General features: G+C 67.5%; 25 protein-coding genes. 10 read left to right on the top strand and 15 right to left on the bottom strand.

Annotated elements, in window-relative coordinates:
• The 3 genes from gfa to BRAS3809_RS21410 form a co-directional block, all read left to right on the top strand.
• The coding region (gfa, locus tag BRAS3809_RS21420; RefSeq protein WP_035657456.1) for an S-(hydroxymethyl)glutathione synthase at positions 1 to 474 on the top strand (474 nt) is incomplete at its 5' end.
• A gap of 384 nt (positions 475 to 858) precedes the next feature.
• A complete protein-coding gene (locus tag BRAS3809_RS21415) occupies positions 859 to 1,311 on the top strand; it encodes a (2Fe-2S)-binding protein (protein ID WP_008964122.1) in 453 nt (150 codons plus the stop codon).
• A 2-nt stretch (positions 1,312 to 1,313) separates the two neighbouring features.
• On the top strand, positions 1,314 to 3,647 hold the full coding sequence (locus BRAS3809_RS21410; RefSeq protein WP_008964121.1) for a xanthine dehydrogenase family protein molybdopterin-binding subunit: 2,334 nt from the start codon (positions 1,314 to 1,316) through the stop codon (positions 3,645 to 3,647).
• A 74-nt stretch (positions 3,648 to 3,721) separates the two neighbouring features.
• Here the strand turns inward: BRAS3809_RS21410 and BRAS3809_RS21405 are convergent, their stop codons facing one another.
• Positions 3,722 to 4,093 carry a transposase gene (locus BRAS3809_RS21405; protein ID WP_008964120.1) on the bottom strand — a complete coding sequence of 124 codons (372 nt, stop codon included), beginning with the start codon at positions 4,091 to 4,093 and terminating at the stop codon, positions 3,722 to 3,724.
• 307 nt (positions 4,094 to 4,400) lie between these two features.
• Between BRAS3809_RS21405 and BRAS3809_RS21400 the strand changes: the two genes are divergently transcribed.
• Positions 4,401 to 5,339, top strand: a complete 939-nt coding sequence (locus BRAS3809_RS21400) for an acetamidase/formamidase family protein (protein WP_008964119.1) — start codon at positions 4,401 to 4,403, stop codon at positions 5,337 to 5,339.
• An 8-nt stretch (positions 5,340 to 5,347) separates the two neighbouring features.
• On the opposite strand, the gene ccoG is transcribed toward BRAS3809_RS21400, so the two are convergent.
• From ccoG to BRAS3809_RS21390, 3 genes are all read right to left on the bottom strand, one after another.
• Positions 5,348 to 6,841: a cytochrome c oxidase accessory protein CcoG gene (gene ccoG, locus BRAS3809_RS21395; RefSeq protein WP_008964118.1), complete on the bottom strand. Its 1,494-nt coding sequence runs from the start codon at positions 6,839 to 6,841 to the stop codon at positions 5,348 to 5,350.
• Positions 6,842 to 7,132: 291 nt separating this feature from the next.
• Entirely contained in the window at positions 7,133 to 7,294 is a 162-nt protein-coding gene (locus BRAS3809_RS36715) for a hypothetical protein (RefSeq protein ID WP_008964117.1), read from the bottom strand.
• Positions 7,295 to 7,372: 78 nt separating this feature from the next.
• Positions 7,373 to 8,167, bottom strand: coding sequence for a fumarylacetoacetate hydrolase family protein (locus tag BRAS3809_RS21390; protein ID WP_008964116.1), 795 nt, complete (start codon positions 8,165 to 8,167; stop codon positions 7,373 to 7,375).
• Positions 8,168 to 9,139: 972 nt separating this feature from the next.
• On the opposite strand from BRAS3809_RS21390, the gene BRAS3809_RS21385 reads away from it, so the two are divergent.
• A complete protein-coding gene (locus tag BRAS3809_RS21385; RefSeq protein WP_008964113.1) occupies positions 9,140 to 9,748 on the top strand; it encodes an SOUL family heme-binding protein in 609 nt (202 codons plus the stop codon).
• Positions 9,749 to 10,227: 479 nt separating this feature from the next.
• Here BRAS3809_RS21385 and BRAS3809_RS21380 read toward each other — a convergent pair whose 3' ends face one another.
• Together BRAS3809_RS21380 and BRAS3809_RS21375 are read right to left on the bottom strand one after the other, a co-directional pair.
• Complete coding sequence (locus tag BRAS3809_RS21380) at positions 10,228 to 11,004, bottom strand: cyclase family protein (RefSeq protein WP_008964112.1); 777 nt, start codon at positions 11,002 to 11,004, stop codon at positions 10,228 to 10,230.
• A gap of 209 nt (positions 11,005 to 11,213) precedes the next feature.
• A complete protein-coding gene (locus BRAS3809_RS21375) occupies positions 11,214 to 12,203 on the bottom strand; it encodes a fumarylacetoacetate hydrolase family protein (RefSeq protein WP_008964111.1) in 990 nt (329 codons plus the stop codon).
• 97 nt (positions 12,204 to 12,300) lie between these two features.
• On the opposite strand from BRAS3809_RS21375, the gene BRAS3809_RS21370 reads away from it, so the two are divergent.
• From BRAS3809_RS21370 to BRAS3809_RS21350, 5 genes are read left to right on the top strand one after another with little or no spacing between them, the layout of a single operon-like run.
• On the top strand, positions 12,301 to 13,239 hold the full coding sequence (locus tag BRAS3809_RS21370; RefSeq protein ID WP_008964110.1) for an ABC transporter substrate-binding protein: 939 nt from the start codon (positions 12,301 to 12,303) through the stop codon (positions 13,237 to 13,239).
• Positions 13,239 to 13,934 carry a GntR family transcriptional regulator gene (locus BRAS3809_RS21365; RefSeq protein WP_008964109.1) on the top strand — a complete coding sequence of 232 codons (696 nt, stop codon included), beginning with the start codon at positions 13,239 to 13,241 and terminating at the stop codon, positions 13,932 to 13,934. The genes BRAS3809_RS21370 and BRAS3809_RS21365 overlap by 1 nt, the downstream gene beginning before the upstream one ends.
• 1 nt (position 13,935) lies before the next feature.
• A complete protein-coding gene (locus BRAS3809_RS21360) occupies positions 13,936 to 14,739 on the top strand; it encodes an ABC transporter ATP-binding protein (RefSeq protein WP_008964108.1) in 804 nt (267 codons plus the stop codon).
• Positions 14,736 to 15,503, top strand: a complete 768-nt coding sequence (locus tag BRAS3809_RS21355) for an ABC transporter permease (RefSeq protein WP_008964107.1) — start codon at positions 14,736 to 14,738, stop codon at positions 15,501 to 15,503. The genes BRAS3809_RS21360 and BRAS3809_RS21355 overlap by 4 nt, the downstream gene beginning before the upstream one ends.
• Complete coding sequence (locus tag BRAS3809_RS21350) at positions 15,500 to 16,267, top strand: ABC transporter permease (protein WP_008964106.1); 768 nt, start codon at positions 15,500 to 15,502, stop codon at positions 16,265 to 16,267. Before BRAS3809_RS21355 ends, BRAS3809_RS21350 begins: the two co-directional genes overlap by 4 nt.
• 1 nt (position 16,268) lies before the next feature.
• Here the strand turns inward: BRAS3809_RS21350 and BRAS3809_RS21345 are convergent, their stop codons facing one another.
• From BRAS3809_RS21345 to BRAS3809_RS21305, 9 genes are all read right to left on the bottom strand, one after another.
• A complete protein-coding gene (locus tag BRAS3809_RS21345; RefSeq protein ID WP_008964105.1) occupies positions 16,269 to 17,648 on the bottom strand; it encodes an FAD-dependent oxidoreductase in 1,380 nt (459 codons plus the stop codon).
• A 166-nt stretch (positions 17,649 to 17,814) separates the two neighbouring features.
• Entirely contained in the window at positions 17,815 to 18,429 is a 615-nt protein-coding gene (locus BRAS3809_RS21340) for a cysteine hydrolase family protein (protein ID WP_008964103.1), read from the bottom strand.
• Positions 18,426 to 20,483: a hydantoinase/oxoprolinase family protein gene (locus BRAS3809_RS21335; RefSeq protein WP_008964102.1), complete on the bottom strand. Its 2,058-nt coding sequence runs from the start codon at positions 20,481 to 20,483 to the stop codon at positions 18,426 to 18,428. Before BRAS3809_RS21335 ends, BRAS3809_RS21340 begins: the two co-directional genes overlap by 4 nt.
• On the bottom strand, positions 20,480 to 22,213 hold the full coding sequence (locus BRAS3809_RS21330) for a hydantoinase B/oxoprolinase family protein (RefSeq protein WP_008964101.1): 1,734 nt from the start codon (positions 22,211 to 22,213) through the stop codon (positions 20,480 to 20,482). The genes BRAS3809_RS21335 and BRAS3809_RS21330 overlap by 4 nt, the downstream gene beginning before the upstream one ends.
• Positions 22,210 to 23,088, bottom strand: a complete 879-nt coding sequence (locus BRAS3809_RS21325; RefSeq protein WP_008964100.1) for an isocitrate lyase/PEP mutase family protein — start codon at positions 23,086 to 23,088, stop codon at positions 22,210 to 22,212. Before BRAS3809_RS21325 ends, BRAS3809_RS21330 begins: the two co-directional genes overlap by 4 nt.
• Before the next feature lie 42 nt (positions 23,089 to 23,130).
• Complete coding sequence (locus BRAS3809_RS21320) at positions 23,131 to 23,832, bottom strand: ABC transporter ATP-binding protein (RefSeq protein ID WP_008964099.1); 702 nt, start codon at positions 23,830 to 23,832, stop codon at positions 23,131 to 23,133.
• Positions 23,825 to 24,568, bottom strand: coding sequence for an ABC transporter ATP-binding protein (locus BRAS3809_RS21315; RefSeq protein WP_008964098.1), 744 nt, complete (start codon positions 24,566 to 24,568; stop codon positions 23,825 to 23,827). Before BRAS3809_RS21315 ends, BRAS3809_RS21320 begins: the two co-directional genes overlap by 8 nt.
• The gene (locus BRAS3809_RS21310) at positions 24,568 to 25,536 is read right to left on the bottom strand and encodes a branched-chain amino acid ABC transporter permease (protein WP_008964097.1); all 969 of its coding nucleotides are present in this window, start codon (positions 25,534 to 25,536) and stop codon (positions 24,568 to 24,570) included. The genes BRAS3809_RS21315 and BRAS3809_RS21310 overlap by 1 nt, the downstream gene beginning before the upstream one ends.
• Positions 25,533 to 26,405, bottom strand: a complete 873-nt coding sequence (locus BRAS3809_RS21305; RefSeq protein WP_008964096.1) for a branched-chain amino acid ABC transporter permease — start codon at positions 26,403 to 26,405, stop codon at positions 25,533 to 25,535. Before BRAS3809_RS21305 ends, BRAS3809_RS21310 begins: the two co-directional genes overlap by 4 nt.
• Between the last annotated feature and the right edge of the window lie 69 nt (positions 26,406 to 26,474).

Below are 26,474 nucleotides of genomic sequence, written 5' to 3'. Positions count from 1 at the left end.
GACCGGCCGGTGAAGGTCGGCATCAAGGGCGACGTCGCGCACAACCATGCGTGCGGCTGCACCAAGTGCTGGAAGCCGTCCGGCGCAATCTTCTCCGTGGTCGCCGTCGTGCCGCGGCAGAACGTCACGGTTCTGGAGAATGGCGACAAGCTGAAGATCGTCGATCCCTCGGCCGTCATCCAGCGCTACGCCTGCACCGGCTGCGGCACCCACATGTACGGGCGGATCGAGAACACGGGTCATCCATTCTACGGCCTCGACTTCATCCATCCCGAGCTGTTCCAGGAACAGGGTTCGGCAGCCCCCGGCTTTGCCGCCTTCGTCTCCTCGGTGATCGAATCGGGCGTGAAGCCGGAACAGATGGGCGAGATTCGCGCGCGGCTGAAGGAGCTGGGGCTCGAGCCCTATGACTGCCTGTCGCCGGCGCTGATGGATGCGATTGCCACACACGTGGCGAAAGCAAAGGCGGCCTGACGGCCGCAGCGTACCAAGCGTAACGACTGAAGCGTTCCTTCCTGAAGACTTGGTGCCTCGCCTGCCTTCGTGCCGGCGGGGCATTCTTTCTTTATGCGGCCGCGCGGCGAGCTCCGCGCCATCTTGCCGCACCGTCCCGAGCCGCGCCGCGCCGCCTGCGCGGCCGCGCCGGCAACATTTGCAACGCAGCGCCTGTGCGCTCGTCCAGGCAGCTCCTGCAGCACACGCGGCTGTGTACACCGGCGGCAGTCGACGTCTGCTATCCTGAGACGCTTTCCGACAACTTTCAATTGATCCGGCGCGTGCACGACAGGACATGTGGTCCCGCGCGCGTCCACCAGCGATCAGAACCAGCGACCATTGGTCCGACAGAGCGAGGGCGACATGATCAAGGTGAAAATCAACGGACAGGAGCAGAGCTGGGATGGGGATCCGAGCCTGCCGCTGTTGTGGTATCTGCGCGACGAGCTCGGACTGACCGGCTCGAAATATGGCTGCGGCCAGGCGCTGTGCGGCGCCTGCACCGTGATGGTCGACAAGGAGGCCGCACGCTCCTGCATCACGGCGATCTCCGACGTGGCGGGCCGCGAGGTCACGACCATCGAGGGCCTGCACCCGACCGGCGACCACCCGGTGCAGAAGGCGTGGCGGCAGGTCAACGTGCCGCAATGCGGCTTCTGCCAGGCCGGCCAGATCATGCAGGCAGCGGCGCTGCTCAACGAGAATCCGAAGCCGTCGCATGACCAGATCCGGGACGCGATGTCCGGCAACATCTGCCGTTGCGGCTGCTATCAGCGCATCGAGAACGCGGTCCATCTGGCCTCGACGGGGGTTTGATCATGAGCATCATCGCAAATCCCGACACCGCTAAGTCCAACCCGCGCCGCGGCTTCGAGCGGCATCTCAAGGTCGAGAACGTCTCGCGCCGCGCCATCCTGCAGACGCTGGGTCTCGCGGGCGGCTTCGTGCTCGCTGCGCCCCTGCTCTCGCGGCCCGCATTCGCCGCCTATGAGACCGGCGCCGGCAAGATGCCGCACGGCACCGTGGTCGATCCGAAGGTCTTCGTGTCGATCGCGCCCGACGGCATCGTCTCCATCCTCGCGCATCGCTCCGAGATGGGCACCGGCGTCCGCACCAGCCTGCCGCTGATCGTGGCGGAGGAGATGGAAGCCGACTGGAGCAAGGTCCGCGTCGTGCAGGCGCCCGGCGACGAGGTGAAGTTCGGCAACCAGGACACCGACGGCTCGCGCAGCACGCGGCATTATCTGCTGCCGATGCGCCAGATCGGCGCGATGGCGCGGGCGATGCTGGAGGCTGCTGCCGCCCAGAAGCTCGGCGTGCCCGCCAGCGAGGTGAAAGCCGTCAACCACGAGGTCGTGCACAGCGCCAGCGGCAAGCGCATCGGCTTCGGCGAACTCGCTTCTGACGCGGCCAACCAGCCCGTCCCGGCCGTCGACAGCATCAAGCTGAAGTCGCCTCGGGACTTCCGCTATCTCGGCAAGGGCCAGGTCAGCATCGTCGACCTGCGCGACATCACTGTCGGCAAGGCCCGCTACGGCGCAGACGTCCGCCTGCCCGGCATGAAATACGCCGTCATCGCCAGGCCGCCGGTCACCGGCGGCAAGGTGAAGTCGTTCGACGCTGCCGAGGCGCTGAAGGTCTCCGGCGTCGAACAGGTGCTCGAGGTCAAGGGCTGGCCGTGGCCATCGAAGTTCCAGCCGCTCGGCGGCGTCGCCGTGATCGCCCGCAACACGGGCGCTGCGATCAAGGGCCGCGACGCCCTGAAGGTCGAATGGGAGGACGGCCCCAACGCCGCCTACGATTCGGTCGCCTATCGCGCCGATCTCGAAGCCGCCGCGCGCCAGCCGGGCCTCGTCGTTCGCCAGGAGGGCGATGCCGATGCCGCGCTGAAGTCGGCCGACAAGGTGATCACCGGCGAGTACTATCTGCCGCACTTCGCCCATGCGAGCATGGAGCCGCCGGTCGCGGTGGCCGACGTCAAGGGCGACAAGGCCGAGATCTGGGCGCCGGTGCAGAGCCCAGGCGGCACCCGCGAGGATGTCGCGAAGACGCTGCAGATCCCGCCGGAGAACGTGACCGTCAACGTCACCCTGCTCGGCGGCGGCTTCGGGCGCAAATCGAAATGCGACTTCGCGCTCGAGGCCGCCCTGCTCTCCAAGACCCTGGGCGCACCGGTGAAGGTGCAGTGGACGCGTGACGACGACATCCAGCACGACTTCCTGCACACGGTGTCGGTGGAGCGCATCGAGGCCGGGCTCGACAAGAGCGGCAAGGTGGTGGCGTGGCGCCACCGCAGCGTGGCGCCGACCATTCTGTCGACCTTTGCCGCCGGCGCCGATCACGCCGCGCCGTTCGAGCTCGGCATGGGCCTCGTCGACATGCCGTTCGAGATCGCCAACATCCAGTGCGAGAACCCCGCCGCCAAGGCGATGACCCGCATCGGCTGGTTCCGCTCGGTCTCGAACATTCCGCGCGCCTTCGCCGTGCAGTCGATGGTCGGCGAGATCGCCGCCGCCACCGGCCGCGACCAGAAGGACATGCTGCTCGAGCTGATCGGCAGCCCGCGCGTGCTCAAGCTCGCCTCGGTGAAGGATCTCTGGAACTACGGCGAGCCCTATGAGAGCTACCCGATCGATACCGGCCGGCTGCGCCGCGTCGTCGAGTTCGTCGCCGAGAAGGGCAATTGGGGCCGCAGCGTTCCCAAGGGCCACGGGCTCGGCATCGCCGCCCATCGCAGCTTCGTCAGCTACATTGCCACCATCGTGGAAGTGTCGGTCGACGACAAGGGCAAGCTGACCGTGCACCAGGTCGACAGCGCGATCGATTGCGGCACCTTCGTCAACCCCGAGCGCATCGCCTCGCAGCTCGAAGGCGCGGCGATCATGGGACTGAGCCTCGCCAAATACGGCGAGGTCAGCTTCAAGAACGGACGGGTGCAGCAGCGCAACTTCGACGACCATCCGGTGGTCCGGATCGACGAGGCGCCGCTGGTCACCAACGTGCACATCGTGCCGGCCGATGCCGACACGCCGCCAAGCGGCGTCGGCGAGCCGGGGGTTCCGCCCTTCGCGCCGGCGCTCGCCAATGCGATCTTTGCCGCCACCGGCAAACGCCTGCGGGCGCTGCCGATCGGCAATCAGCTCGCGACGTGAGAGCAGCGAGATCACCACACTCACATCGGCCGGAGCGATCCGGCCGATGTTTTTCTTGGCGGGAAGACAAGGGATCAGCGCCCGTAGCGCACCGAGGCGTAGCGGCCGATCACCGCGCCGCGGGCTTGCCCCGGCGCTCCGGCCACGCCATGCGGCGTGCTGCCGCAATCCTGGCGCACGGGCCGTGGTGCCGGCCTCTCGGAGGCCGGCTTCGGCGGCCCCTGGACGAGGCTTGTCACCAGCGCGCGCAGGCGCTGGTTCTCGATCTCCAACTCCTTCAGATGGCGCAGCGCAGGACTCGTGAGACCGCCATAGCGCTGGCGCCAGCGATAGAAGGTGCGCAGCGACACGCCGGCCGTGCTGCAAATTTCGGCAATCGGAACACCCGACTCCGCCTCGCAAAGCAGAACCAGGATCTCGTGCTCGGTGTGCAGGGAACGTCGCATGCTCACAGACCCCTACGCGGCCATGTCGGACATTCTCGCATGAATTCCATGAGCTTGGTAGTACCCCGGCGCATGCCCCGCGCGACTGCGCGCCGCATCCGCGCGCCGCGGCGTTGGCCCCGCGCGACGGCGTGAGATCGTCGCGTCTTGCCGGTGCCTCGTCACCGATTGGCAAAATTGACATCCGCGGAGGACGTCGCCCCGACCTGCCGGGACCGTGAGCAAGACTGACCAGTTTTTGGCGTTGCCGGTCCTCGCATCCTGCCGTGTTATCAGTGTCGAGACCCCAGCCGGAGGGAGACAGCCCATGTCCAGACGCCACGAGATTCCCGCAACACATGAGACCATGGTGTGGGGCTATCTCGACCACACCACGCCTCCGGTGCTCGAGGTCGCTTCCGGCGACACGGTGACGCTGCATTCGTTTCCGGCCGGCGGCAAGGAGACCTTGCCGGAGGACCGCAGTCTGGTCCCTCCCGCCTATCTCACTGCGCTCGACACCATGATCCAGGGGCCGGGCCCGCATTTCATCACCGGCCCGGTCTATGTGAAGGGCGCGCAGCCGGGCGATACGCTCCAGGTCGACATCCTCAACGTCAAGGTCAGCCAGGACTGGGGCTTCGTCTCGATCCTGCCCTTGCTCGGCACCCTGCCCGACGAGTTCACCGACTACGAGACCATCCACCCCAAGGTCGATCACGAGCGCCAGGTCTGCATCATGCCCTGGGGCACCGAGATCGCGCTCGATCCGTTCTTCGGCATCATCGCCACCGCGCCGCCGCCGGCGTGGGGACGGTGCGGCTCGCCGGTGCCGCGCAGCTTCGGCGGCAACATGGACAACAAGGAGCTGCGGCCCGGCACCACGCTGTATCTGCCCGTCTTCAACGAGGGCGCGCTGTTCTTCGCCGGCGACGGCCACGGCGTGCAGGGCGACGGCGAGGTCTGCATCACCGCGCTCGAGACCGGCGTCACCGGCAGCTTCCGCCTGACCGTGCGCAAGGACATGGACATCACCTGGCCATTCGCCGAGAACGCGACGCACCTGATGTCGATCGGCCTCGACGAGGATCTCGACGACGCCGCCAAGCAGGCGGTGCGCGAGATGGTCAAGCACGTCTGCGCCCGCACCAATCTGTCGCGCAACCAGGCCTACATGCTGTGCTCGCTGGCCGGCAATCTGCGCGTCACGCAGCTGGTCGACGGCAACAAGGGCATCCACATGCTGCTGCCGAAATCCTATTTGTAGTCCCTCCTCTACCGGTTGACGAAGCGATCGTGCGCGGTCAGCACGACCCGGCTGCGGGCATCGACGGCCTGGAAAGTGACGTCGGCATCCCCAGGCTCGGGCATGGTCAGCGTCACGCGCAGCGTCTCCGAGCCGTCCGGCTCGACCTCGATCGCATCCGCCTGGGCATGGCCGACGATCGCGAGCGCTGCATCGACGCCGGTGACGCCGAGCTTGAAGCGCTGCACGCCCGACGACTTGTTGAGCAGCTTGACGGTGTAGGCATTGCGTACCGATCCGTCCGAGAGCCGTACCGACAGGGGATCGCGGTCGTGCTGGACCGACAGCACGGCGCTGGTCTTGGTCGCGAACGACACCGCGATCACGCCGGCCAGCGCGACGCTGGCGAGCGCGAGCCCGACCGTCTTCGGCCGCAGCAGCCGAGACACGCGCGGCTCGCCGGCGCGGCCGCGCTCGATGTTCTCCCAGCTCTCGTAGTCGATCAGCCCGCGCGGCCGGTCGAGCCTGGCCATCACGCCGTCGCAGGCATCGACGCACAGGCCGCAATTGATGCAGGCGAAGTTCGGCCCCTGGCGGATGTCGATGCCGATCGGGCAGACCGCGACGCAGGCGCCGCAATCGACGCAATCGCCGGCCGGCTCGCCCAGCGCACGCGCTTCCGCGGCCTTCTTCGCCGACATCCGGACCTCGCCGCGATAGTCGCGATAGTTCACCGTGAACGCTTCGGGATCCCAGATCGCGCCCTGCAGGCGCGGCCACGGGCACATGAAGGTGCAGACCTGCTCGCGCGCGAAGCCGGCGAGACCGTAGGTGGTGCCGGCGAACACGAGCGTCCATGTCAAGGCGGTGACCGTCATCTCGCCATGGGCCAGATCACGCAGCAGTTCCGGCGCGTCGGTGAAGTAGAAGATCAAGGTGCCACCGGTGAGAAGCGCGATCAGCATCCACAGCGCATGCTTGGTCGCGATCTGCGCGACGCGCTTCGCCGTCAGCGGCGAACTGAGGTTCTTCAGCCGCTGCCGGCGGTCGCCTTCGACCAGGCGCTCGACCAGCAGGAACAGGTCGGTCCACACCGTCTGCGGACAGGCGAAGCCGCACCACAGCCGCCCGGCCAGCGCGTTGACCAGGATGAGGATCAAGGTCGCCAGCAGCATCGCCGCGGTGATGAGATAGAGGTCCTGCGGCCAGATCTCGGCCGGGCCGAGATAGAGCTTGCCGTGGGCGAAATCGAGCAGCACCGCCTGGTCCGGCGCATTCGGGCCGCGGTTCCAGCGGATGAAGGGCGTGACGTAGTAGACCGTGAGCGTGAGCATCAGGATCAGCCATTTGAGCCGGCGGATCGGCCCCCTGACGCCTTGAGGAACCACGGGACCGCCGGGCTGGCGCGGCGATCGTGCCGGCTTGCGCGCGGGGGCCTTGCCTTGCGCCGGAGACTGGCTTGGGCCCTGTCCCTGCGCCATGCGGCGCGTCCTGGCGTGATCGATCTCGATGGTGATGGCCACGTCTGCCCTCGTTCGCTTGCCTGTTGCGGGCGACGATAGGCGGCGGTGGGAGAGCGCTCTTTGTCGGCCCACAAACTTGCGAACGGGTGGCAGTGGTTGTTGGCGCGGGAACAACGATGGCCGGCCGTCGGCGGGTGATGACGGGCGCGGCCCCGCGAGTGCCGTGGCGGCAGATGCAGCATCCGATGGGATGATGGCCCCTGCCGCGTTGTTCTGGTGCCGCGCAGCGGCAATGTCGGCTGCGCGCCTCTCCCCGCGTGCGGCAGGGCAATCGCATATGACGTTCGGAGTTCAATACCCGTCTGTCTCCACATCGTCATGGCCGGGCCGGTCCCGGCCATCCACGTCGATCGCCATGCTGAGAACGACGTGGATGCCCGGGACAAGCCCGGGCATGACGGAGCAAATGATCGACAGCGGCAGTGCCGTAGCCCGGATGAGCGCAAGCGACATTCGGGATCTCACCGGTGTCTCGGGAGAACCCGCATGTCGCTGCGCTCATGCGGGCTACGAGGACAACCGCCTTCATTCTCAAACGATCTTGATCGACATGTCCGGCAGGCCCTCCAGCTTGCACAGCAGCACGTCGCCCTTGACCACCGGGCCGACATTCTCCGGCGTGCCGGAATAGATGATATCGCCGGCCTTGAGCTCGAACGCCTCGGACAGCTTCGCGATCTGCTCGGCGACGCTCCAGATCATCTTGGTGAGGTCGGAGTTCTGCCGCACCGTTCCGTTGACGGCCAATGAGATCGCGCCCTTGGTGAAGTGGCCGACCTTCGAAACCGGATGGATCGGGCCGATGACGGCGGCATGATCGAAGCTCTTGCCGATCTCCCAGGGCTTCTTCTCGGCGGCCATGCCGTTCTGCAGATCGCGCCGGGTCATGTCGAGGCCGAGCGCGTAGCCATAGACGTGGTCGAGCGCGGAGTCGACCGGGATGTTGGTGCCGCCGGATTTCAGCGCGGCGACCAGTTCGACCTCGTGGTGATAGTTCTTGGTCAGCGACGGATAGGGATGATCGGCGACCTCGCCGACCGCCACGTTCTGGATCGCATCGGTCGGCTTCTGGAAGAAGAACGGCGGCTCGCGGTTCGGATCGGAGCCGCGCTCGATCGCATGCGCCGCGTAGTTGCGGCCGATGCAATAGATGCGGCGGACGGGGAAGACGCCCTGCTCGCCCGCGATCGGAATCGTCGTCGCCGGCACGGCGAAAATCGGCGCCGGTCCCGCCTGCGCCGCCGCCGGCGGTGTGTCCGTCATGATCGCGGCCGCCGCAGCGGCGCTGCCGGCGACGAGAAGATCGCGGCGTGAGGTGTCTGCCATAGGGTTCCTCCTGGGGATCAGAGCCGTTGCGGCCGGCTGAATTGTTGGCGGTCGCGCGCCGGCTTCAGCGCGCCTCCACCTGCTAAGCATATTCATTATGCCAGCGCCACCATGCGCGCACGCGCCGTCGCTCTCGCGGCGCAGCACGCGCCCGAAGCGATGATCGAGACCCTCGCGCGACAATGCGAGGGCGCAGGGAAGACCGGACCTCGACTGAGGCCCGTGGCCCGCCTGCGAAAAAAAATGCAGGCGGCAGGTACCACAGGTTCAGCCGGACAGACCCGGCCTTCCCTGCGCGATGGGCTTAACGTCTGCTCCGCGCTCTCCCCGGGGACCGGCTTGTTTGCCCCCGTCGCTTGCGCGACACGTCCTGTCACGGATCATGTCGCAGCAGGCTTGGCGCCAGCTTCGGGGCGCCAGGACCACGCGGCTTGAACGTCCGCGGGCTGCCCATCGTCCAGCGCATCAGCGCCTGACAGGCCCGCGGCCACCGCTCCCCACCTCTCACGTATCGTGACGACGCGTACGCCCCTCTGCATGAGGCGGGATGCGCTGATATGATCACAATTTCGGAAAAATCGCAAGAATTTTTTTGTCGTACCCAGGGCGGACATGTTCGCTTCGGTCCGATCCCTATCGTCCTGCACGACCCCCAAACCCTCACCCTGAGGAGCCCGCCCTGCGGCGGGCGTCGCGAAGGGCGAGGCCTCGGTCGAGCCTCATGGTTCGAGACGCGCCGCGAACGACGACCTTGATTCGCAATTGGCCTGATTGGCGCGGCGCTCCTCACCATGAGGGTCTGGCACCGAGGTCGGCGCTGCACATTGACCATAAACACGTCGACGGGCTGTTCATGGAGAGGGTACGGTGACCGGTTCCTCTGATCCGCGGGACCTCCCGCCTCGTTCCCTCGTTATCTTCAACCGAACGGCGCACGCCATGACCGAGCCGACACCACCGAGGAGACGCCGCATGCTGATCGGGCTGACCGGTCTCGTCGTGCTCGTGCTGGCCGGCGCCGCCATTGCCGCGGGGCCGATCATGAGCCGGGTCGAACATCCCAGATACGACGTGGTCAAGCGCGATGGCGATGTCGAGATCCGCGCTTATGCGCCGATGATCATCGCGCAGGCCGAGGTGCAGGGCGCGCGCAGGCCCGCGATCGAGGAAGGCTTTCGCATCATTGCCGGCTACATCTTCGGCGCCAACCAGGCCAAGGCGAAGATCGCGATGACCGCGCCGGTGCAGCAGCAGGCGACGGCGGCCGCCGCCGACGGCGCCGGCAGCGACCACTGGAGCGTCAGCTTCGTGATGCCGTCGAGCTGGTCACTGGAGGCGCTGCCGCCGCCGGCGGATGCCAGGATCAAGCTGACACCCCTGCCGGCGCAGCGCATGCTCGCGATCACGTTCTCCGGCGCGTATTCCGACGGCATTCTGGCCGACAAGACCCGCGAGCTGCGCGACTACGCGCAGCGCCAGGGCATCACCGTCTCCGGCACGCCGCTGCTCGCCTTCTACAATCCGCCCTGGACCCTGCCGATGCTGCGCCGGAACGAGGTGATGCTGGCGTGCAATTGCTAGCTCAACGATGCGCTGCGTGGGTGCTGCGCCTCCTCTCCCCGTTCCTCAGACCGTTCTTCAGGGGGCGCGACCAGTTTCGCTCGCACTGAGAGGGCTGGGGAGTAGCCGCACGGGAAGTGCTCGCGGATAGACCCGCCCCGCTGACCCGGATCGCATCTTCGATGCAATCCCGCTCTCCTCGCAAACGGCAGGGCTATCGCATTTGAAGATCGCGGCTATGTGCTCGTCTCGTTCTACGTCGTCATGGCCGGGCTTGTCCCGGCCATCCACGTCGTCCGGCGCCCTGAGAACGACGTGGATGCCCGGGACAAGCCCGGGCATGACGGAGTAACAAGTGAGCAGGACTGTTCGCCGCTACGGCTCCGGATCGCCTTATGCGATAGCCCCGCCGCTAGCGGAGCTAGGTACACTACCCGTCGCCGCGCGAGCTGTGATCAAACCACCAGCAACATTTGAGACTGCGGCTCGGCTTTCTGCCCTTACCCGTCGATGATCGCCACCGCGCGCGTCCACCCTGCCGACGCGCGCTCGATCTTCACCGGGAAGCACGACACCATGAAGCCTGTCGACGGCAATTGCTCCAGATTGTGCAGCTTCTCGAGGTGGCAATAGCCGATATGGCGGCCGGCCTTGTGGCCTTCCCAGATGATGCTGGCGTCCTTGGTCTCGGCATAGGTTTTGGCCGTGAACACGAACGGCGCGTCCCAGCTCCAGCCGTCGGTGCCGGTCAGGCGCACGCCGCGCTCCAGCAGGTACATCGTCGCCTCGTAGCCCATGCCGCAGCCGGAGTTGACGTAGTTGGCCTGGCCGAAGCGCGCGCCGGCCGCGGTGTTGACGACGACGATCTCGAGCGGCGACAGCGTGTGGCCGATGCGCTTCAGCTCGGCTTCGACATCCTTGGCCGTGACGACATAGCCGTCCGGAAAGTGGCGGAAGTCGAGCTTCACGCCCGGTTGCAGGCACCAGTCCAGCGGCACCTCGTCGATGGTCCAGGCGCGCTCGCCGCGGTTCATCGTCGGATGGAAGTGCCAGGGCGCGTCGAGATGGGTGCCGTTGTGGGTTGACAGGCTGACCTGCTCGACCGCCCAGCCCTGCCCGTCCGGCAGGTCCGCAGCCTTCAGACCGTCGAAGAACTGCAGCATGCGCGGCAGCCCCTGCTGGTGGTCGATATAGGTGATGGTCGGATGATTGCCCGGTGGATCGGCGGGAACATCGTTCTGCAGCGGCACGGAAATGTCGATCAGCTTGCGGGCCATGGGCGGGTCCTCTCTACGTTTGTTGTTTCAGTATCACGAAGCTGAGTGCGGTCATTCCGGGGCAATCGGCAAGGCTTTGCCTTGACGATTGAACCCGGAATCTCGAACTGAGTCACACCGGACGCAAGGCAATCTCGGGATTCCGGGTTCAAGGCCTGCGGCCTTGCCCCGGAATGACTGCGAGGGCGGTTGTTGTCTCGTCGGCCGGATCAGACGTCCTGCCGCTCGACCTTGTTCTTGAGCACGCCGATCTTCTCGACCTCGAGCTCGATCACGTCGCCATGCGCGAGATACCAGCCGAGCTCGAGGCCGCAGCCATTGCCGACGGTGCCCGAGCCGATGAACTCGCCGGGCATCAGGGTCTCGTCCTTGCTGATATGGGCGATCAGCTCCTCGAAAGAGAACAGCATGCCCTCGCTGACGCCGCGCGAGCGCACCTCGCCGTTGACGCGCGCCTCCATCGCCAGGCGATAGGGATCGCCGATCTCGTCGGGCGTCACGATCCACGGACCCATGACGTTGCCGCCGTCGAAGCTCTTGCCCTTGGAGGGGCCGAGGCGGCCCTCCATCTCGATGCGCTGAGTGTCGCGCGCGGAGAAGTCGTTGAAGATGGTGAAGCCGAAGATGTGGTCGCGCGCCTTCGAGGCCGGGATGTCCTTGCCGCGGCCCTTGGTGATGATTCCGAACTCCAGCTCGTAGTCCATCACCTGGCTGTAGCGCGGCCATTTCACGACCGTGCCGGGGCCGCGCACGCTGAAGCGGTTGGTGATGTAGAAGATCGGCACCTTGCGATACACGTCGGGCAATTCGCCGAGCGGCTCGGCATCGATGCGCGCCAGTTCCTCGGTGTCGCCGCGCTGGCGCGCCGCGAGCTTCCGCTGGCCGCGCGGCGCCTGCAGGATGTGCAGCGGAAACGACATGCCGTCGCGCATCTGGCGCGGCTCCGGCACCGGCGCCAGCAGCTCCGTGCCCGCGACATCGCGCGACAGATCCGCATCGCCACCGTAGCGCTCGACCAGCGCGCGCGCCGCATCGAGCGCGGCATCGCCGGCGTCGATCAGCGACAGCATCGAGGCGAAGGCCGGATTGACCTGACCGGCGCGGTCGGCGGCCGCGGCCAGGTCGAAGAGCTTGCGATCGCCGGCGTGGACCACGCCGATCCGCTCCCTGCCCTCGGTTCGAAATGTCGCAAGTTTCACGCCGGCCTCCCCTTGTGTTCTGTTGGAAAATATACAAACATACAAAATATCGATAAACAAGAGGGGTCCGGAAGGGATCTCCGGGAGGGAGGCAGTGATGGGTCATCTGGTCATGCGTGCGCTGGTCGGGTCAGCGCTCACGGCGCTCGCCCTGGCGCTGAGCCCAGCGAAGGCCGAGAAGATCCAGATCGGCTGCACGGCCACCTCGGACTGCGCGTCCGCGATGATCGCGGTCGACGAGGGTCTCTTCAAGAAGCACGGCCTCGACGCCGAGATGGTGCTGATCGGCATCAACTCGAACATTCCCGCCGCCATCCTCTCCAACTCGATCCAGATCGGCGGGCCGACCTCGACCGTGTTCCTGCAGGCCGCCGACGGCGGGCTCGATCTCGTCGCCGTTGCCGGCGCCTCGATCATGAACAAGACCTCGAACGACGCGATCGCGGCCTTCGTCCGCAACGGCGTCACCATCACCGGCCCGCAGGATTTCAGGGGCAAGAAGGTCGGCGCGCCCGGCATCGGCGCGTTCCTGCACGTGTTGTTCGTGAAATGGCTGGTGGAGAAGGGCGTCGACCCGAAGAGCATCAACTTCGTCGAGGTGACGTTCCCGACCATGGCCGACACCATCAAGTCCGGCGGCGTCGACGCGGTGCTCACCGCCGAGCCGTTCGTGATGCGCATGACCAATGCCAATCTCGGCACCGTCGGCGCGCGCTATGCCGCCGAGCTCGCGCGCACCGAGCCGATCATCTTCTATGCGGCGTCGCGCGAATGGGCGGAGAAGAATCCGGAGACGGTGAAGAAATTCCGAGCGGCGATCGCCGAGGCGGCCCCGATCGTCAACAACGATCGCGACAAGGCCTCGGCGGCGATCGCCAAGTTCACCAAGCAGCCGCTCGACCTCGTCAAGCTGACGACGCCGAACCACGCCGAGCCGGTACTGAAGCCCGAGCAACTCGCGTGGTGGATCGACGTGATGTCGACGCAGAAGATGCTGCAGGGCGAGCTCGACCTCAACAAGCTGATCCTCGACTGATGACGGCCCCGCCCCCGATCCCGCAGACCGAGCCGGCCGGCGGCGACACGCTGAGCGAGCGCGCCGCCGCGCTGATCGAGCGCGACATCGTCGCCGGCGTGCTCCCCCCCGGCTCGCGGCTCGGGATCGTCGAGCTCGCCAGGCGCTACGAAATCGGACCGACGCCGGTGCGCGAGGGACTGTCGCGGCTGGTGTCGCGCGGCCTGATCGTCGGCATCGGCCAGCGCGGCTTTCGCGTCGCCGAGGTCAGCCGCGAGGATCTGATCGACATCACGCGCATGCGCACAATGGTGGAGAAGGAGGCGCTGCTTCTCGCGATGCAGAATGGCGGTGACTCCTGGGAGGCCGGCATCATCGCCGCGCTGCATCAGATGCGCCGCTACATCCAGCGCATGCAAAGCGAGTTTCGCGAGGGCGCGCCGGAGTTCGACCGGTTGCACAAGGCGTTTCACACCGCGCTGCTGCAGGCCTGCGGATCGCCCCGCCTGCTCGCCGCCCATTCCGACCTCTACGACCAGGCCTATCGCTATCGCCGCGTGATGATGCGCAGCTTCGACGATGGCGGCGGCTTCATCCGGGAGCACGAGGCGCTGGCCGATCTCGTGCTCGCGCGCGATGCCACCGCCCAGGCGCGGCTCGAGGCGCATCTGCGCTCGACGATCAGCATCGTCTATCCTCCATCAAAGGGAACCTGAGATGGCAGAGCCCGCCCTCGCTTTGGTGCAAGCATCTCCCCCGCCTGCGCGGGCGCAGATCGCGTTCGACAACGTCGCGCTGACCCTCGGCGGCAAGGCGATCATCGACACGATCAGCCTGGAGGTCTCGGCCGGCGAAATCCTGTGCGTGGTCGGCGCCTCCGGCTGCGGCAAGACCACGGCGCTGCGGCTCGCGGCCGGGCTGTATCAGCCGACCGGCGGCAGCGTGCGTTTCGAGGGCGAGCCGATGCGCGCGCCCCGCCGCGAGATCGCGGTCGTGTTCCAGGACTACGGCAAGGCGCTGCTGCCGTGGCGTACCGCGGCCGGCAACATCTCGCTGGCTTTGGAGACCATCGGCATGCCCGCCGCGCAGCGCGAAGCGCGCATCACCGAGCTGCTGGCCAAGGTGGGGCTCGCCGGCCATGCCGCGAAATATCCGACGGAGATGTCGGGCGGCATGCAGCAGCGGCTGCAGATCGCGCGCTGCCTCGCGCAGGATCCGAAGGTGCTGCTGATGGACGAGCCGTTCGGCGCGCTCGACGCGATGACGCGGCAGGGCCTGCAGGACGAGATGCTGGCGCTGGTGGCCGCGACCGGCGCCACCGTCGTGTTCGTCACGCATGACCTGGAAGAGGCGATCTATCTCGGCGACCGCGTCGTCGGCCTGCTGCCGCATCCGGGCCGGGTCGGACTGGAATTGACGGTCGACCTGCCGCGGCCGCGCGACCAATTGGCGACGCGCGAGCACCCGGAATTCCTGCGGCTGCGCCGCGCCCTGTTCGACTTCATCAAGGCGAGCGAATGAGCATGCCGGAGCGTCTCAAGCCGCTGCTGCTGCCGCTCGCGGCGCTGCTCGCCTTCGAAGCTGCGATGCGGCTTGCTGCCGTGCAGAGCGACTCGCTGGCGCCGCCGAGCGCGATCGCGCTCGCGCTTGCGGGCGCGCTGACCGACGGCTCGCTCTTGATCGCAACACGCGACACGCTGGCCTCGGCCTTTGCCGGCCTCGCGCTCGGCGGCGCCATCGGGCTGGCGCTCGGCATCGCGCTCGGCCTCTCGCACATCCTCAACCGGCTGATGGAGGTCACGATCGAAGCCATCAGGCCGATCCCCTCGGTGGCGCTGCTGCCGATCGCGCTGATCGCGCTCGGCTTCGGCTATCGCATGGAGATCGCGATCGTCGCCTTCGCCTGCGTCTGGCCGGTGCTGATCATGACGCGCGCCGCGGTCGGCGGCATCGAGCCGCGGCTGATCGAGGTCGCGCGCGTGCTGCGGCTGACGCAGCTCGACCGTGTCAGGAAGATCGTCATTCCCGCCGCCCTGCCCCGCATCTTCCTCGCCTTCCGGCTCGCCGCCGGCATCGCGCTGATCGTGGCCGTCACGGTGGAGATCGCGATCAACCCGCTCGGCCTCGGCGCCGGCATCATGACCGCGCAGCAGGCGCTGCGGCCGGACCTGATGCTGGCCTATCTGGTGTGGATCGGCGTCACCGGCTTCGTGCTCAATGCCGCGCTGATGGCCGCGCAGACGACGCTGTTCGGCCGCGCGGCTTTGACCGGAGACGGCGCATGAGATGGTCGGTCCTCGGCTGGCGCCTCGCCAGCTTCGCCGTCGCGGCCGGCGTCATCGCGCTGTGGCAGTTCGCGGCCGATCACCGCTGGATATCGCCGGTCTTCCTGCCTGGCCCGGATCGCGCCTGGGCCTCGCTGATGCGCGGTTTCACGAGCGGCGATCTCCTGGCCAAGCTGGTCGGCACGCTCACCCACATGGCCTATGGCTGGCTGCTGGCCTCGATCGCCGGCATCGCGCTCGGCGCGATGATCGGCTCGTCCAAGACGATGCGCCTCTACGTCGCGCCGACGCTGGAGCTGCTGCGGCCGCTGCCGGTGTCGGCGATCATTCCGGTCGCGATTGCGGCGCTCGGCCTGTCGCAGGGCATGGCGCTGGCCGTGATCGCGTTCGGCTCGCTGTGGCCGCTGCTACTCGGCACCATCCACGGCTTCGCCGCGGTCGAGCCGCGGCTGTATGAAGTGGCGCGCGTGCTGCACATGCCGCGGCTCGCTGTCATCTTCAAGATCGCGCTGCCCTCGGCGGCGCCCGACATTCTCGCCGGCATGCGGCTGAGCCTGACCGTGGCGCTGATCCTTGCCGTCGTCTGCGAGATGCTTGCCGGCCTCGACGGCCTCGGCCAATGGGTGCTGCTGTCGGCGCGCGCGTTCCGCTCCGCCGATCTGTTCGCCGGCGTGATGCTGCTCGGCGTGATCGGCTACGTCACCGCGCTGGCGATGAGCGCCGCCGAGAGCCGGCTGCTGCGCTGGCAGGCCGCGCGGCGCTGACTCAGCGCGCGAGCCCGGCAACGCGGCCGAGCGCGACGGCGGTGAGCAGGCCGTTGCCCGAGAGATAGCCCGACGCATCGGCGCCGGAGACGCCGCAGGCAGCGCCGCCGGCTGCGTAGAGGTTCTCGATCGCGGTGCCGTCCTTGCGCACGACACGCGCGCGATCGTCGATGACGAGGCCGCCTTGCGTGTGGAACAGCGCGCCGGTGACCTTCACCGCGCGATACGGCGGCGCGAGCTGCGGCACGTCGGCGAAGCTGCGGCCGAAGCGGTCGGTGCGCTGCTGCGCCTTGGCCTCGTTCACATCAGCGCAAGTCGCGGCAAGAACTGCGGGCGGCACGCGCATCGCTGCGGCGAGGCTCGCAACATCGTCCGCCTCGAGCACGGCGCCATGCGCGACGGCGTTGCGGAAATCCTCGAACTGCGCGGCGATGCCGGCGATGCGCGCGTCGAAGATGGTCCAGGCGATGCCGTCCGGTTGCGACAGCACATGGGCCGCCTGCTCGGAATAGCCCGAGGCCTCGTTGGAGAAGCGCTCTCCGTTCGCATTCACCTGGAAGCCGCCCTCGGTGATGGTGGCCCAACTGATGAGAATGCCGGCGGGATGCGCGACCGAGCCGTGGCCCTGATGGCCGCCGAGATGGCGCGTCGCCGCGCCGAGCTGCTCGCCCCAGACCAGCGCATCGCCCTGGTTGCCGACATGGCCGAAATAGGTTGCGCTCGCCAGGTCGGGGATGTGCCGGGCGACCAACACCGGATTGCCGCCATAGCCGCTGCAGGCGAGGATCAGGCGGCCGCAGCCGATCTCGTCGCTGCTGCCGTCAGGTCGCGTGAAGCGCATCCCGACGATGCGCTGCGCGCGATCGACCAGCAAGGTCGTCGCATGCGCGTCGCAGAGGATGTCGATGCCGGCGCTCTCGGCCGCGGTGCGCAGGCGGTCGATCAGCTCGCGTCCGGCGCGGCTCGGCAGACCGTGCATGCGGTAGCGCGAATGGCCGGGATAGGTGAAATTGTCGACCAGCGAGAACGGCAATTGGTGGCGGTCGGCAAGCCATTCGAGCGTCGGGCCGATGGTCGTGGTGACGAGCCGCACCAGCGCCGCATCCGGCTCATCATGCGCCTTGTGCATAATGTCGGCCGCGAAGCGCGCGGGGCTGTCGTCGATACCGAGCGCCGCCTGCCAGCGCGTGCCCGCGGCTGGAATGAGTCCCGCCGACAGCGCCGTCGAGCCCTGCGGCACGGCATCGCGCTCCAGCACGAGCACGCTCTCGCCACTCTCGACCGCCGACAGCGCCGCGACGAGCCCCGCCGCACCGGCGCCGATGATCAGGCAGTCGACGGCGAGCTCCGGCGCGTGGTCGATGATCTCGATCGCGCTCATGTGCGTCCCTCACCACGCAAGCGGCCGTCCTTCGAGACGCGCGCCTGCGGCGCGCTCCTCAGGACGAGGATGTTCGTTGCGGCATTGATGTCACCCCTCATGGTGAGGAGCGCCGTCTTCGGCGCGTCTCGAACCATGAGGCCCCCATCGCCGGCGCTCGTGCCTCTCATGCCGCCGCCAGCTCCGTCATCGCCTCAGCGATCGAAGCCACGCGGCATACCGGCTTGAGCGCCGCGATCGCGGTGACATGCGTCTCCGCGGTGAACGCCGCGCAGCCGTCCTCCAGCACGACCGTCTCGAAATCGCGGATATGCGCGTCGCGCACCGTCGACGCCACGCCGCCATTGGTGACGATGCCGGCGACGTAGAGTTTTTCGACGCGGCATTTGCGCAGCACCCATTCCAGCCGCGTCATGTAGAACGCGGAGTACGCGATCTTCTCGATCGTGACATCCGCGGGCTGCAGCAGGTCGACGAGCTGATGGCCCCAGGCGCCGGGCAGGAAATCGCCCTTGGCGAGGAACGGCCGCAGCTGCTTCAGATGCGGCGAGATCAGGGGCTCACCGCCCTTGGCCGGCACCAAGGTGAACTGCGTCGAGATCACGAAGCCGCCCTTGCTCCGCATCAGGTCGGCGAACGGCTTGATCCGCGGCGGCAGCGCGGCGATGTCGGCCGCCGTCTGGCCGGCGCGGCCATAGGCGCCCTTGGGGTCGAGGAAGTCGTTCTGCAGGTCAACGATCAGGAGCGCGCTCTGATCAGAGGGAATACTGTGGTCGCTCATGTCCGCTCCACGATGACGTTGCCGAACTGGTCCACCCGCGCCTTGAAGCCCGGCGCGATCACCGTCGTCGCATCCGGTTGCTCCAGGATCGCTGGCCCGACGATGTCGCTGCCGACGGGCAGATCGAGCCGGGCATAGATCGCGGTGCTCCACCATTTGCCGTCGAACCAGACCTCGCGGCTGCCGAGCCGCGCGTTCATGAGATCGGCCCCGGCATCGGGCGCGAGCGCGGCGAGATCGAAGCGCGGCCGCACGCCGATTGCGGCGGTGCGCAGGTTCACGATCTTGATCGGTACGCCCGGCAGCAGCCGGCTGAAGCTCTTCTGATACGCGGTCTCGAACGCCTTGCGGACATCCTCGACGGTGAGCCTGATCGCGCCGTCGCGGATCTCCGCCGGCAAGGTCGCGCGAATGGTGTGGGTCTGCCCGACATAATGCATGTCGAGCTCGAACAATGTGTCGATGCGTTCGACCGCGAGCCGCGCATCCTTCACCACGCCCTGCGCATGCTCGGCCTCCGACAGCATCCAGCGCGTCAGCCCCGCGATGTCGAGGCCGTCGACGAACATGTTCAGCGTCTGCACCTGGTCGTGGCGGATGTCGGCGATGACGCAGCCGAGCGCCGAGGTGACGCCGGGATAGCGCGGCACCAGCGCGGCCTTGAGCCCGACATCCTTGATCAGCGCCGAGACGTGCAGCGCGCCGCCTCCACCGAATGGCACGGCGGCAAAGCGCGAGGGATCATGGCCGCGCTCGATCGACATCAGCCGGATGGCGCCGGCCATCTTGCTGTCGGCGATGCGCACGATGGCTTCCGCAGCTTCCATCACGCCGAGACCCAGCGGCTCGCCGACATGCCTGGCGATGGCGCGCTTGGCCGCCTCGACATCGAGCGCCTTCAGCTTGCCGCCGATCGGCCGGTCCGCATTGATGCGGCCGAGAACGACATTGGCATCGGTGAGCGTCGGCCGCTCATTGCCGCCGCCGTAGCAGACGGGACCAGGCCGCGAGCCCGCGCTCTCCGGGCCGACCTGCAAGAGGCCGCCGGCATCGACATGCGCGATCGAGCCGCCGCCGGCGCCGATGGTCGTGATCTCGATCATCGGCGTGCGCACGACGAGGCCGAAATCGATCGTGGTCTGCGCCGCCAGCGAGGTCGCGCCATCGACCACCAGCGACACGTCGAAGGAGGTGCCGCCGAGATCGCCGGTGATGACGTTGGGGAAGCCGGCCGCTTTCGCAATCTCCGCGGCTGCGATGACGCCGGCCGCTGGACCCGACAACGCGGTGCGGATCGGGAAGCGCCGCGCCGCATCGGTCGACATCACGCCGCCATTGGACTGCACGATGTGGAAGCGGCCGTCGAACGCTTCGCCGGCGAGCGCGTTCTGCAGCTTCTGCAGATACGAGCCGACGACCGGCTGCAGATAGGCATTGAGCGCTGTCGTCGACGTCCGCTCGAACTCACGGATCTCCGGCAGGATCTGGCTGGAGCACGCGACATTGTCGTTCGGCCAGATCGCCTGCACGGCCTCCAGCGCGCGGCGCTCGTTGTCGGGATTGGCGAAGGCGTTGACGAACACGATCGCCAGCGCCTGCGCGCCCTTTGCCAAGAGTTCGCGTGCGGTTGCCTCGACCTGCGCGACATCGACCGCGGTGCGGATGGTGCCGTCCGACAGCACGCGCTCGTCAACCTCGGCGCGCATGTCGCGCTCGACCACGGGCACGAAATCGCCCCACAGGCCCCAGGTGTTGCGGCGGTCGCGGCGGCGCATCTCCAGCACGTCGCGGAAGCCCCGCGTCGTGATCAGACCGATGCGCGCGCCCTTGCGCTCCAAGAGCGCATTCGTACCGACCGTCGTGCCATGCACGATCGAGGTGAGATGCGAGACCGCGCCGAAACCTTGCAGGCCTTCGAGGAAGCCGACGGCCTCGTCGCCGCGGTTCGACGGCACCTTGTTGGTGCGGAAGCTGCGCTTCGCCTCGTCGAAATAGAACAGGTCCGTGAAGGTACCGCCGACATCGACGCCGACGATGGTGCCGAGCCTGCTCATGCCGCACCTCCGGCGCGGAGCCTGCGCGTCGCGGCCTCGTCGACCGCGCCGTCTGCGGTCATCGCGACCTTGTAGACCTCGCGCGCCTGCGCAGGCGAGACGAAACCGAGCGCGACGTCGTGGACGACATCAGCGACAGGCCGTGCCTCCGGCGGACCCCAGCCGCCGCCTCCGGGTGTCTCAAGCCGCACGCGCTTGCCGGCCTTCAAATGCAGGTCGGTGATCTTGGAGACCATCGGCGGGCTGGCCTCGCCCTGCTCGGTCTGCCAGGCGAAATGATTGAGTGCCGCGCTGCCGCCGCCGGCGACGCCGAACGGCGCCGCCTTGCCGCGCTCGCCGAGCAGCGCGACGTCGGCATCGGCCAGCAGCTCGACCTCGTAGACCGCGCCGACGCCGCCGCGATGGGTGCCGGGGCCGGCGGAATCCGGGCGGAGCGCCCATTGCGTGAACATCACGGGATAGGCCGCTTCGAGAATCTCCACGGGCGGAATGGTCGCGGTCGAGATCGGGTTGTTGGCGTGGTTGAGGCCGTCGGTCGCGGGATTGCCGCCGAGGCCGCCGCCGAAGAACGAGAACATCACGAAGCGGCTGTTGTCCTTGCGATGGCCGGCGATCGACAGCGCGTTGATGGTGCCGAACGGCGCGGCGGTGGCGCGCGACGGATCGGCCTTGGCGAGCGCGCCGAGCACGACGCCGATGAGGCGCAGGATGGTCTCGGTATAGCCGGCAACGGGCTTGGGTGGCCCGGCCGCGAGCAGCGAGCCTTCGGTAATCGCGAAGCAGATCGGCCTGAGACAGCCGGCATTCGCCGGCACGTCGGTGAAGACATGCTTGAGCGCGACGTAGCAGGCCGCAATCGTGGTCGAGCGCGAGATGTTGATCGGCCCCTTGCAGGCCGCCGACGAGCGCGTGAAGTCGAGCGTCATCGTGTCGCCTGCGATGGTGACATCGAGCGCGACCGTCAGCGGCACATCGACGATGCCGTCATTGTCGAGCACGTCCTCGAACGAATAGACACCATCGGGCAGCGAGGCGATCGCCGCGCGCATCAGGGTCTCGGCGCGGTCGGAGAACGCCTCGAACGCACCGGAGACGGTCTTGTCGCCGTAGTCGTCGAGCAGCGCGCGCAGTCTGATCTCGCCGAGATCGAGCGCGTTGAGCTGGCCGTTGAGGTCGCCCCAGTTCGACATCGGCACGCGCGAATTGGCCTCGATGATGCCGAGGATGTCATGGTTCATGCGTCCCGCCGCAATCAGCTTCACCGGCGGAATGCGCATGCCCTCCTGGAAACTCTCGACCGCCTTGGGATTGTAGCCGCCGGCCACGTTGCCGCCGATGTCGAGCCAGTGGCCGACCGAGGCGATCCAGCAGAACACCCTGTCGTCGCGGAACACCGGCCGCACCAGGCGGAAGTCGTTGAGATGCGTGCCGCCGTCATAGGGATCGTTGAAAATGAAGGTGTCGCCCTCCTCGAGCCCGCCGTCCTTCTCGACCTTGGCGATGACGGCGCGCACGGCGAACGCCATCGCGCCGACGAAGATCGGCAAGCCGCCCTGCCCCTGCACCAGCGTATCGCCCGTCGTCGCGTGATAGATGCCGTGGCAGGCATCGCGCGCCTCGGCGATCGTCGGGTTGAAGGCGGAGCGATACAGCGTCGCATCCATCTCGTCGGCGATCTGCTCCAGCCGGCCCTTCAGCACCGCGAGCGTGATCGGATCCAGCGTGGTCATGCCCGCGCCCCCTCGTCATCCGCCGCGTAGCGGGCGCCGTTCGCCAGGATATCGGCGGTACCGAGCATCGCGTTGAGGCCGGTGAAATCGAGCATGCGGTCGGCGAACGGCTTGGTCGAGCCGGCCTCGGCGAGAGAGGTGTAGTAGGCGCGCGCCGCGAAGGCGAGCGCACGGACGATGCCGCCGGGGAAGATCACGAGCTTGAAGCCGAGCGCGCCGAGTTCGGCCGCCGCATGGATCGGCGTCGAACCGCCCTCGACCATGTTGGCAAGAAGCGGCCGCTTCGAGGCCAGCCTGCCGGCGATCGCCGATAATTGCTCGCTGCTCTTCGGCGCCTCGACGAACAGCACGTCGGCGCCGGCCTCGGCATAGCGCTCGGCGCGTTCGATCGCGGCCTCCATGCCCTCGATCGCCAACGCATCGGTGCGCGCGATGATCAGCGTCTCCGGCGATTGGCGCGCATCGAGCGCGGCCTTGATCTTGCCGACCATCTCGCTGGCGCCGATCACGGTCTTGTCGGTGAGATGGCCGCAACGCTTCGGCGTGGTCTGGTCCTCGAGCTGGATCGCGGAGGCGCCCATGCGCTCGAACAGCCGGATCGTCCGCTGCACGTTGAGCGCATTGCCGAAGCCGGTATCGCCATCGACGACGACAGGCAGATCGACACGATCACGGATCATGGCGATGGTGTCGGCGACCTCGATCATCGACACCAGGCCGATGTCGGGACGGCCGAGCCTGGTATAGGCGATGCCGGCGCCGGTGAGATACAGCGCCTTGAAGCCGGCCTCGGCGGCGATGCTCGCGGTCAGCGCGTCGTAGACGCCGGGCGCGATCGTCGGCTCGGCCGATGCCAGAGTGGATCTCAGGCTCATTGTCGTTTCCTTGTTCTCAAAGTTTGCACTGACGCGCGATCCCTAGAGACCGAGATAGGCGCGCTTCAGTTCGGCATTGGATTTCAGTTCGGAGGCCTGGCCGGAGAGCGTGATGATGCCGTTCTCCATGATGTAGGCGCGCCCGGCGAGCTCGAGCGACTGCACCACGTTCTGCTCGACCAGCATGATGGCGAGGCCGGAGGCCGCGAGCCGCGCGATCAGCGCGAACATCTCCTCCACCATCAGCGGCGAGAGGCCCAGCGACGGCTCGTCGAGGATGAGAAGCTTCGGTTCGCCCATCAGGCCACGGCCGATCGCCAGCATCTGCTGCTCGCCGCCGGACAGCGTGCCGGCATATTGCCGCGCGCGCTGCTTCAGCTTCGGGAAGGTTGCGTAGATCTGCTCGATCTTCTCGGCGCGGCCGCGCCGCGGCCGGCAATAGGCGCCGAGCTCGAGATTCTCGCGCACCGACAGATTGGGGAAGATCTTGCGCCCCTCGGGAACGTGGATCAGACCGGCGCCGACGATGTCGGGCGCGGCAGCACGTTCCAGCGCGGCGCCGTTGAAGCGAATGGTGCCGGATGTCGCCGGCACCACGCCCGACAGCACCTTGTTCAAGGTGGTCTTGCCGACGCCATTGGAGCCCAGCACGGCGACGACTTCGCCGGCGTTGACGTCGAGGCTGACGCCGCGCAGCACCTCGGTGGCGCCGTAGCCGGCGCGGAGATCACGGACCTCAAGCATGCGCCTGCTCCGCGCGCAACCGCTCCGCCGCGCCATGCCCGAGATAGGCCTCGATCACCTGCGGGTCCTCGCAGACGGCCCTCGGCTCGCCCTCGGCGATCATGCGTCCCTGCGACAGCACATACACTTTGTCGCAGAGATTCATCACCGCCTGCATGATGTGCTCGATCATCAGGATGGTGACGCCCTGGTCGCGGATCTCGCGCACCAGCGGCAGCACGTCGCGGATCTCCGAAGGGTTGAGGCCGGCCAGCACCTCGTCGAGCAGCAGCAGGCGCGGCCTGGTCGCGAGCGCGCGCGCCACTTCGAGCCGCTTGCGTCCGGCGACGGTAAGATCGGACGACGCCTTGGCGAGATCGGCGCCGAGGCCGACGCGCCTGGCGATCTCGGCCGCCTGTCGCATGGCCTCGCCGGCGTCGGGCGTGTGCAAATAAGCGCCGACGGCGATGTTCTCCTGCACGTTCAGGCCTTCGAACGGCTGCACGATCTGAAAGGTGCGCGCGATGCCCTGCCGGGCCCGGACATGCGGGGCCAGCGCGGTGATGTCGCGGCCGTCATAGCTGACGGAGCCGCCATCGGGCTGCAGGAAGCCCGCAACCATCGCGAACAGCGTGGTCTTGCCGGCGCCGTTCGGTCCGATCAGTCCGGTGATGGAGCCCTTGGCGACCGACAGCGAAGCCTGGTCGACCGCAACGAGGCCGGAGAAGCGCTTGGTGAGGGCTTTGACCTCGAGCATCACGCCTCCCTCTCCTTCGCCGGTGCACGCAAGCCCAGGCTCTTCATCAGCATGACCAGACCATTCGGCGAGAACGCCACCGACAGCACCAGGATGACGCCGAACACCATGAGATCCATGCCGGGAATGCCGTGGGACAGTCCCTTGGTCAGTTCGCCGAGACCGAGCAGCACGATGGCGCCGATCAGCGGCCCCAGCACGGTGCCGGAGCCGCCGACGATGGCGGCAAACAGCGCCTCGATCGAGATCCACGAGCCGAACGCGACGTTGGCGTCGATGAACAGATAGTTCTGCGCGTACAGGCAACCCGCGGCCGCCGTGAGCGCGCCGGAGATCGCGATCGCCTTCATCTTCACCGCGAACACGTCGACGCCGAGCGCCTGCGCCGCCTGCTCGTTCTCGCGCAGCGCCACGAGATAGGCGCCGAAGCGCGAATGCTCCAGCCACCAGCTGACGACGAGGCCGATCGCGACGAAGCCGAGCGCGATCAGCAGGAAATAGCGCCGGTCGGCGAATTGCAGATAGGGCAGACCGTTCTGCAGTTTCAGCAGGATGCCGGCGGCGCCGCCGGTGAAATTGGTGCTGTTGGCGACGATGCGCGCGACTTCGGCGAAGGCCAAGGTGATCAGGGCGAAATATGAGCCTTTCAGTCCGGAGCGGAAGCTGAGGAAGCCGATGAAAGCGCCGACCAGTGCGCCGAGCGCGATGCCGATGACCAGCGCGACCCAGGCGTTGACCCCGAACCGGGTCTGCAGCACGGCCATCGCATAGGCGCCGGCGCCGAAGAAGGCGGCGTGGCCGAACGACGACAGGCCGGCATAGCCGCCGAGGATGTTCCAGCCCTGCGCCGCGAGCGCAATGATCATCATGAAGATCATCAGGTTCAGCAGCGCACCCGACAGCGCGAACGCGATCACGCCGAGCGCAACGACGATGATGGCGAGAGTCGCAAGACGCGGCCTGGTCATGCGCGCGCTCCGAACAGGCCGGTCGGCCGCACCAGCAGCGTGACGATGAAGATCAGGAAGATGCCGATCTGGCCGAGACTGTCGCCGAGGAACAGGCTGGACGCCGCTTCGACAACGCCGATCAGGAGCCCGCCGATCAGCGCGCCGGGGATCGAGCCCATGCCGCCGAGCACGACGATGGTGAAGGCGACCAGCACGAAGGCCGCGCCGGTCTTCGGGCTGACGTAGAACGACGGCATCAACAGTCCGGCCGCGACCGCGAGGCAGGCGCAGCCGATCGCAAAGGTCATGGCGTAGACATGCGGCACGCTGATGCCGACGAGGCTGGCGCCGAGCTTCTCCTTGGCGACAGCGCGGATCGCCTTGCCGATGTCGGTCTGGTGCAGCACCAGCCAGAGCAGCAGCGTGGTGGCGATGGTGACGCCGAAGCCGACGACGCGCGGGAATGACAGCAGCAGCGGTCCGATCTCGACGACACGGAACGAATAGTCGCTGGTGATGGTGCGCGTATCCGACTGGAACGCAGCGAGCAGCGCGTTTTCGATGATGATCGAGAGACCCAGGGTCACCAGCAGGATGCCGTTGTCCTTGCCGTGGCTGGCCGGGCCGATGATGAAGCGCTGCAGGACATAGCCGAGCGCGAACATGACGGGCGCGACGAACAGGATGGCGAGGTACGGATCCATCCCATACTGCGCGCAGGCCAGCCACACCATGAACATCGCCACGGTCAGCAGCGCGCCGTGGGCGAAATTCACGATGTGCAGCACGCCGTAGATCAGGGTCAGACCAAGCGCGATCAACGCATAGATCGCGCCCAGCATCAGCCCGTTCAACAGCGCCTCCACGACGATCTGGGGCGAGTACATCGAGTCCTCTGGTCATCGAGCAAGCGCAGCGCTTCCTCGGATCTTTGCCAACGAAGGCGGCACATCGGG

It is taken from the genome of Bradyrhizobium sp. STM 3809, assembly GCF_000239795.1.
Lineage (GTDB): Bacteria > Pseudomonadota > Alphaproteobacteria > Rhizobiales > Xanthobacteraceae > Bradyrhizobium.
This window is presented reverse-complemented; position numbering and strand designations above follow the sequence as displayed.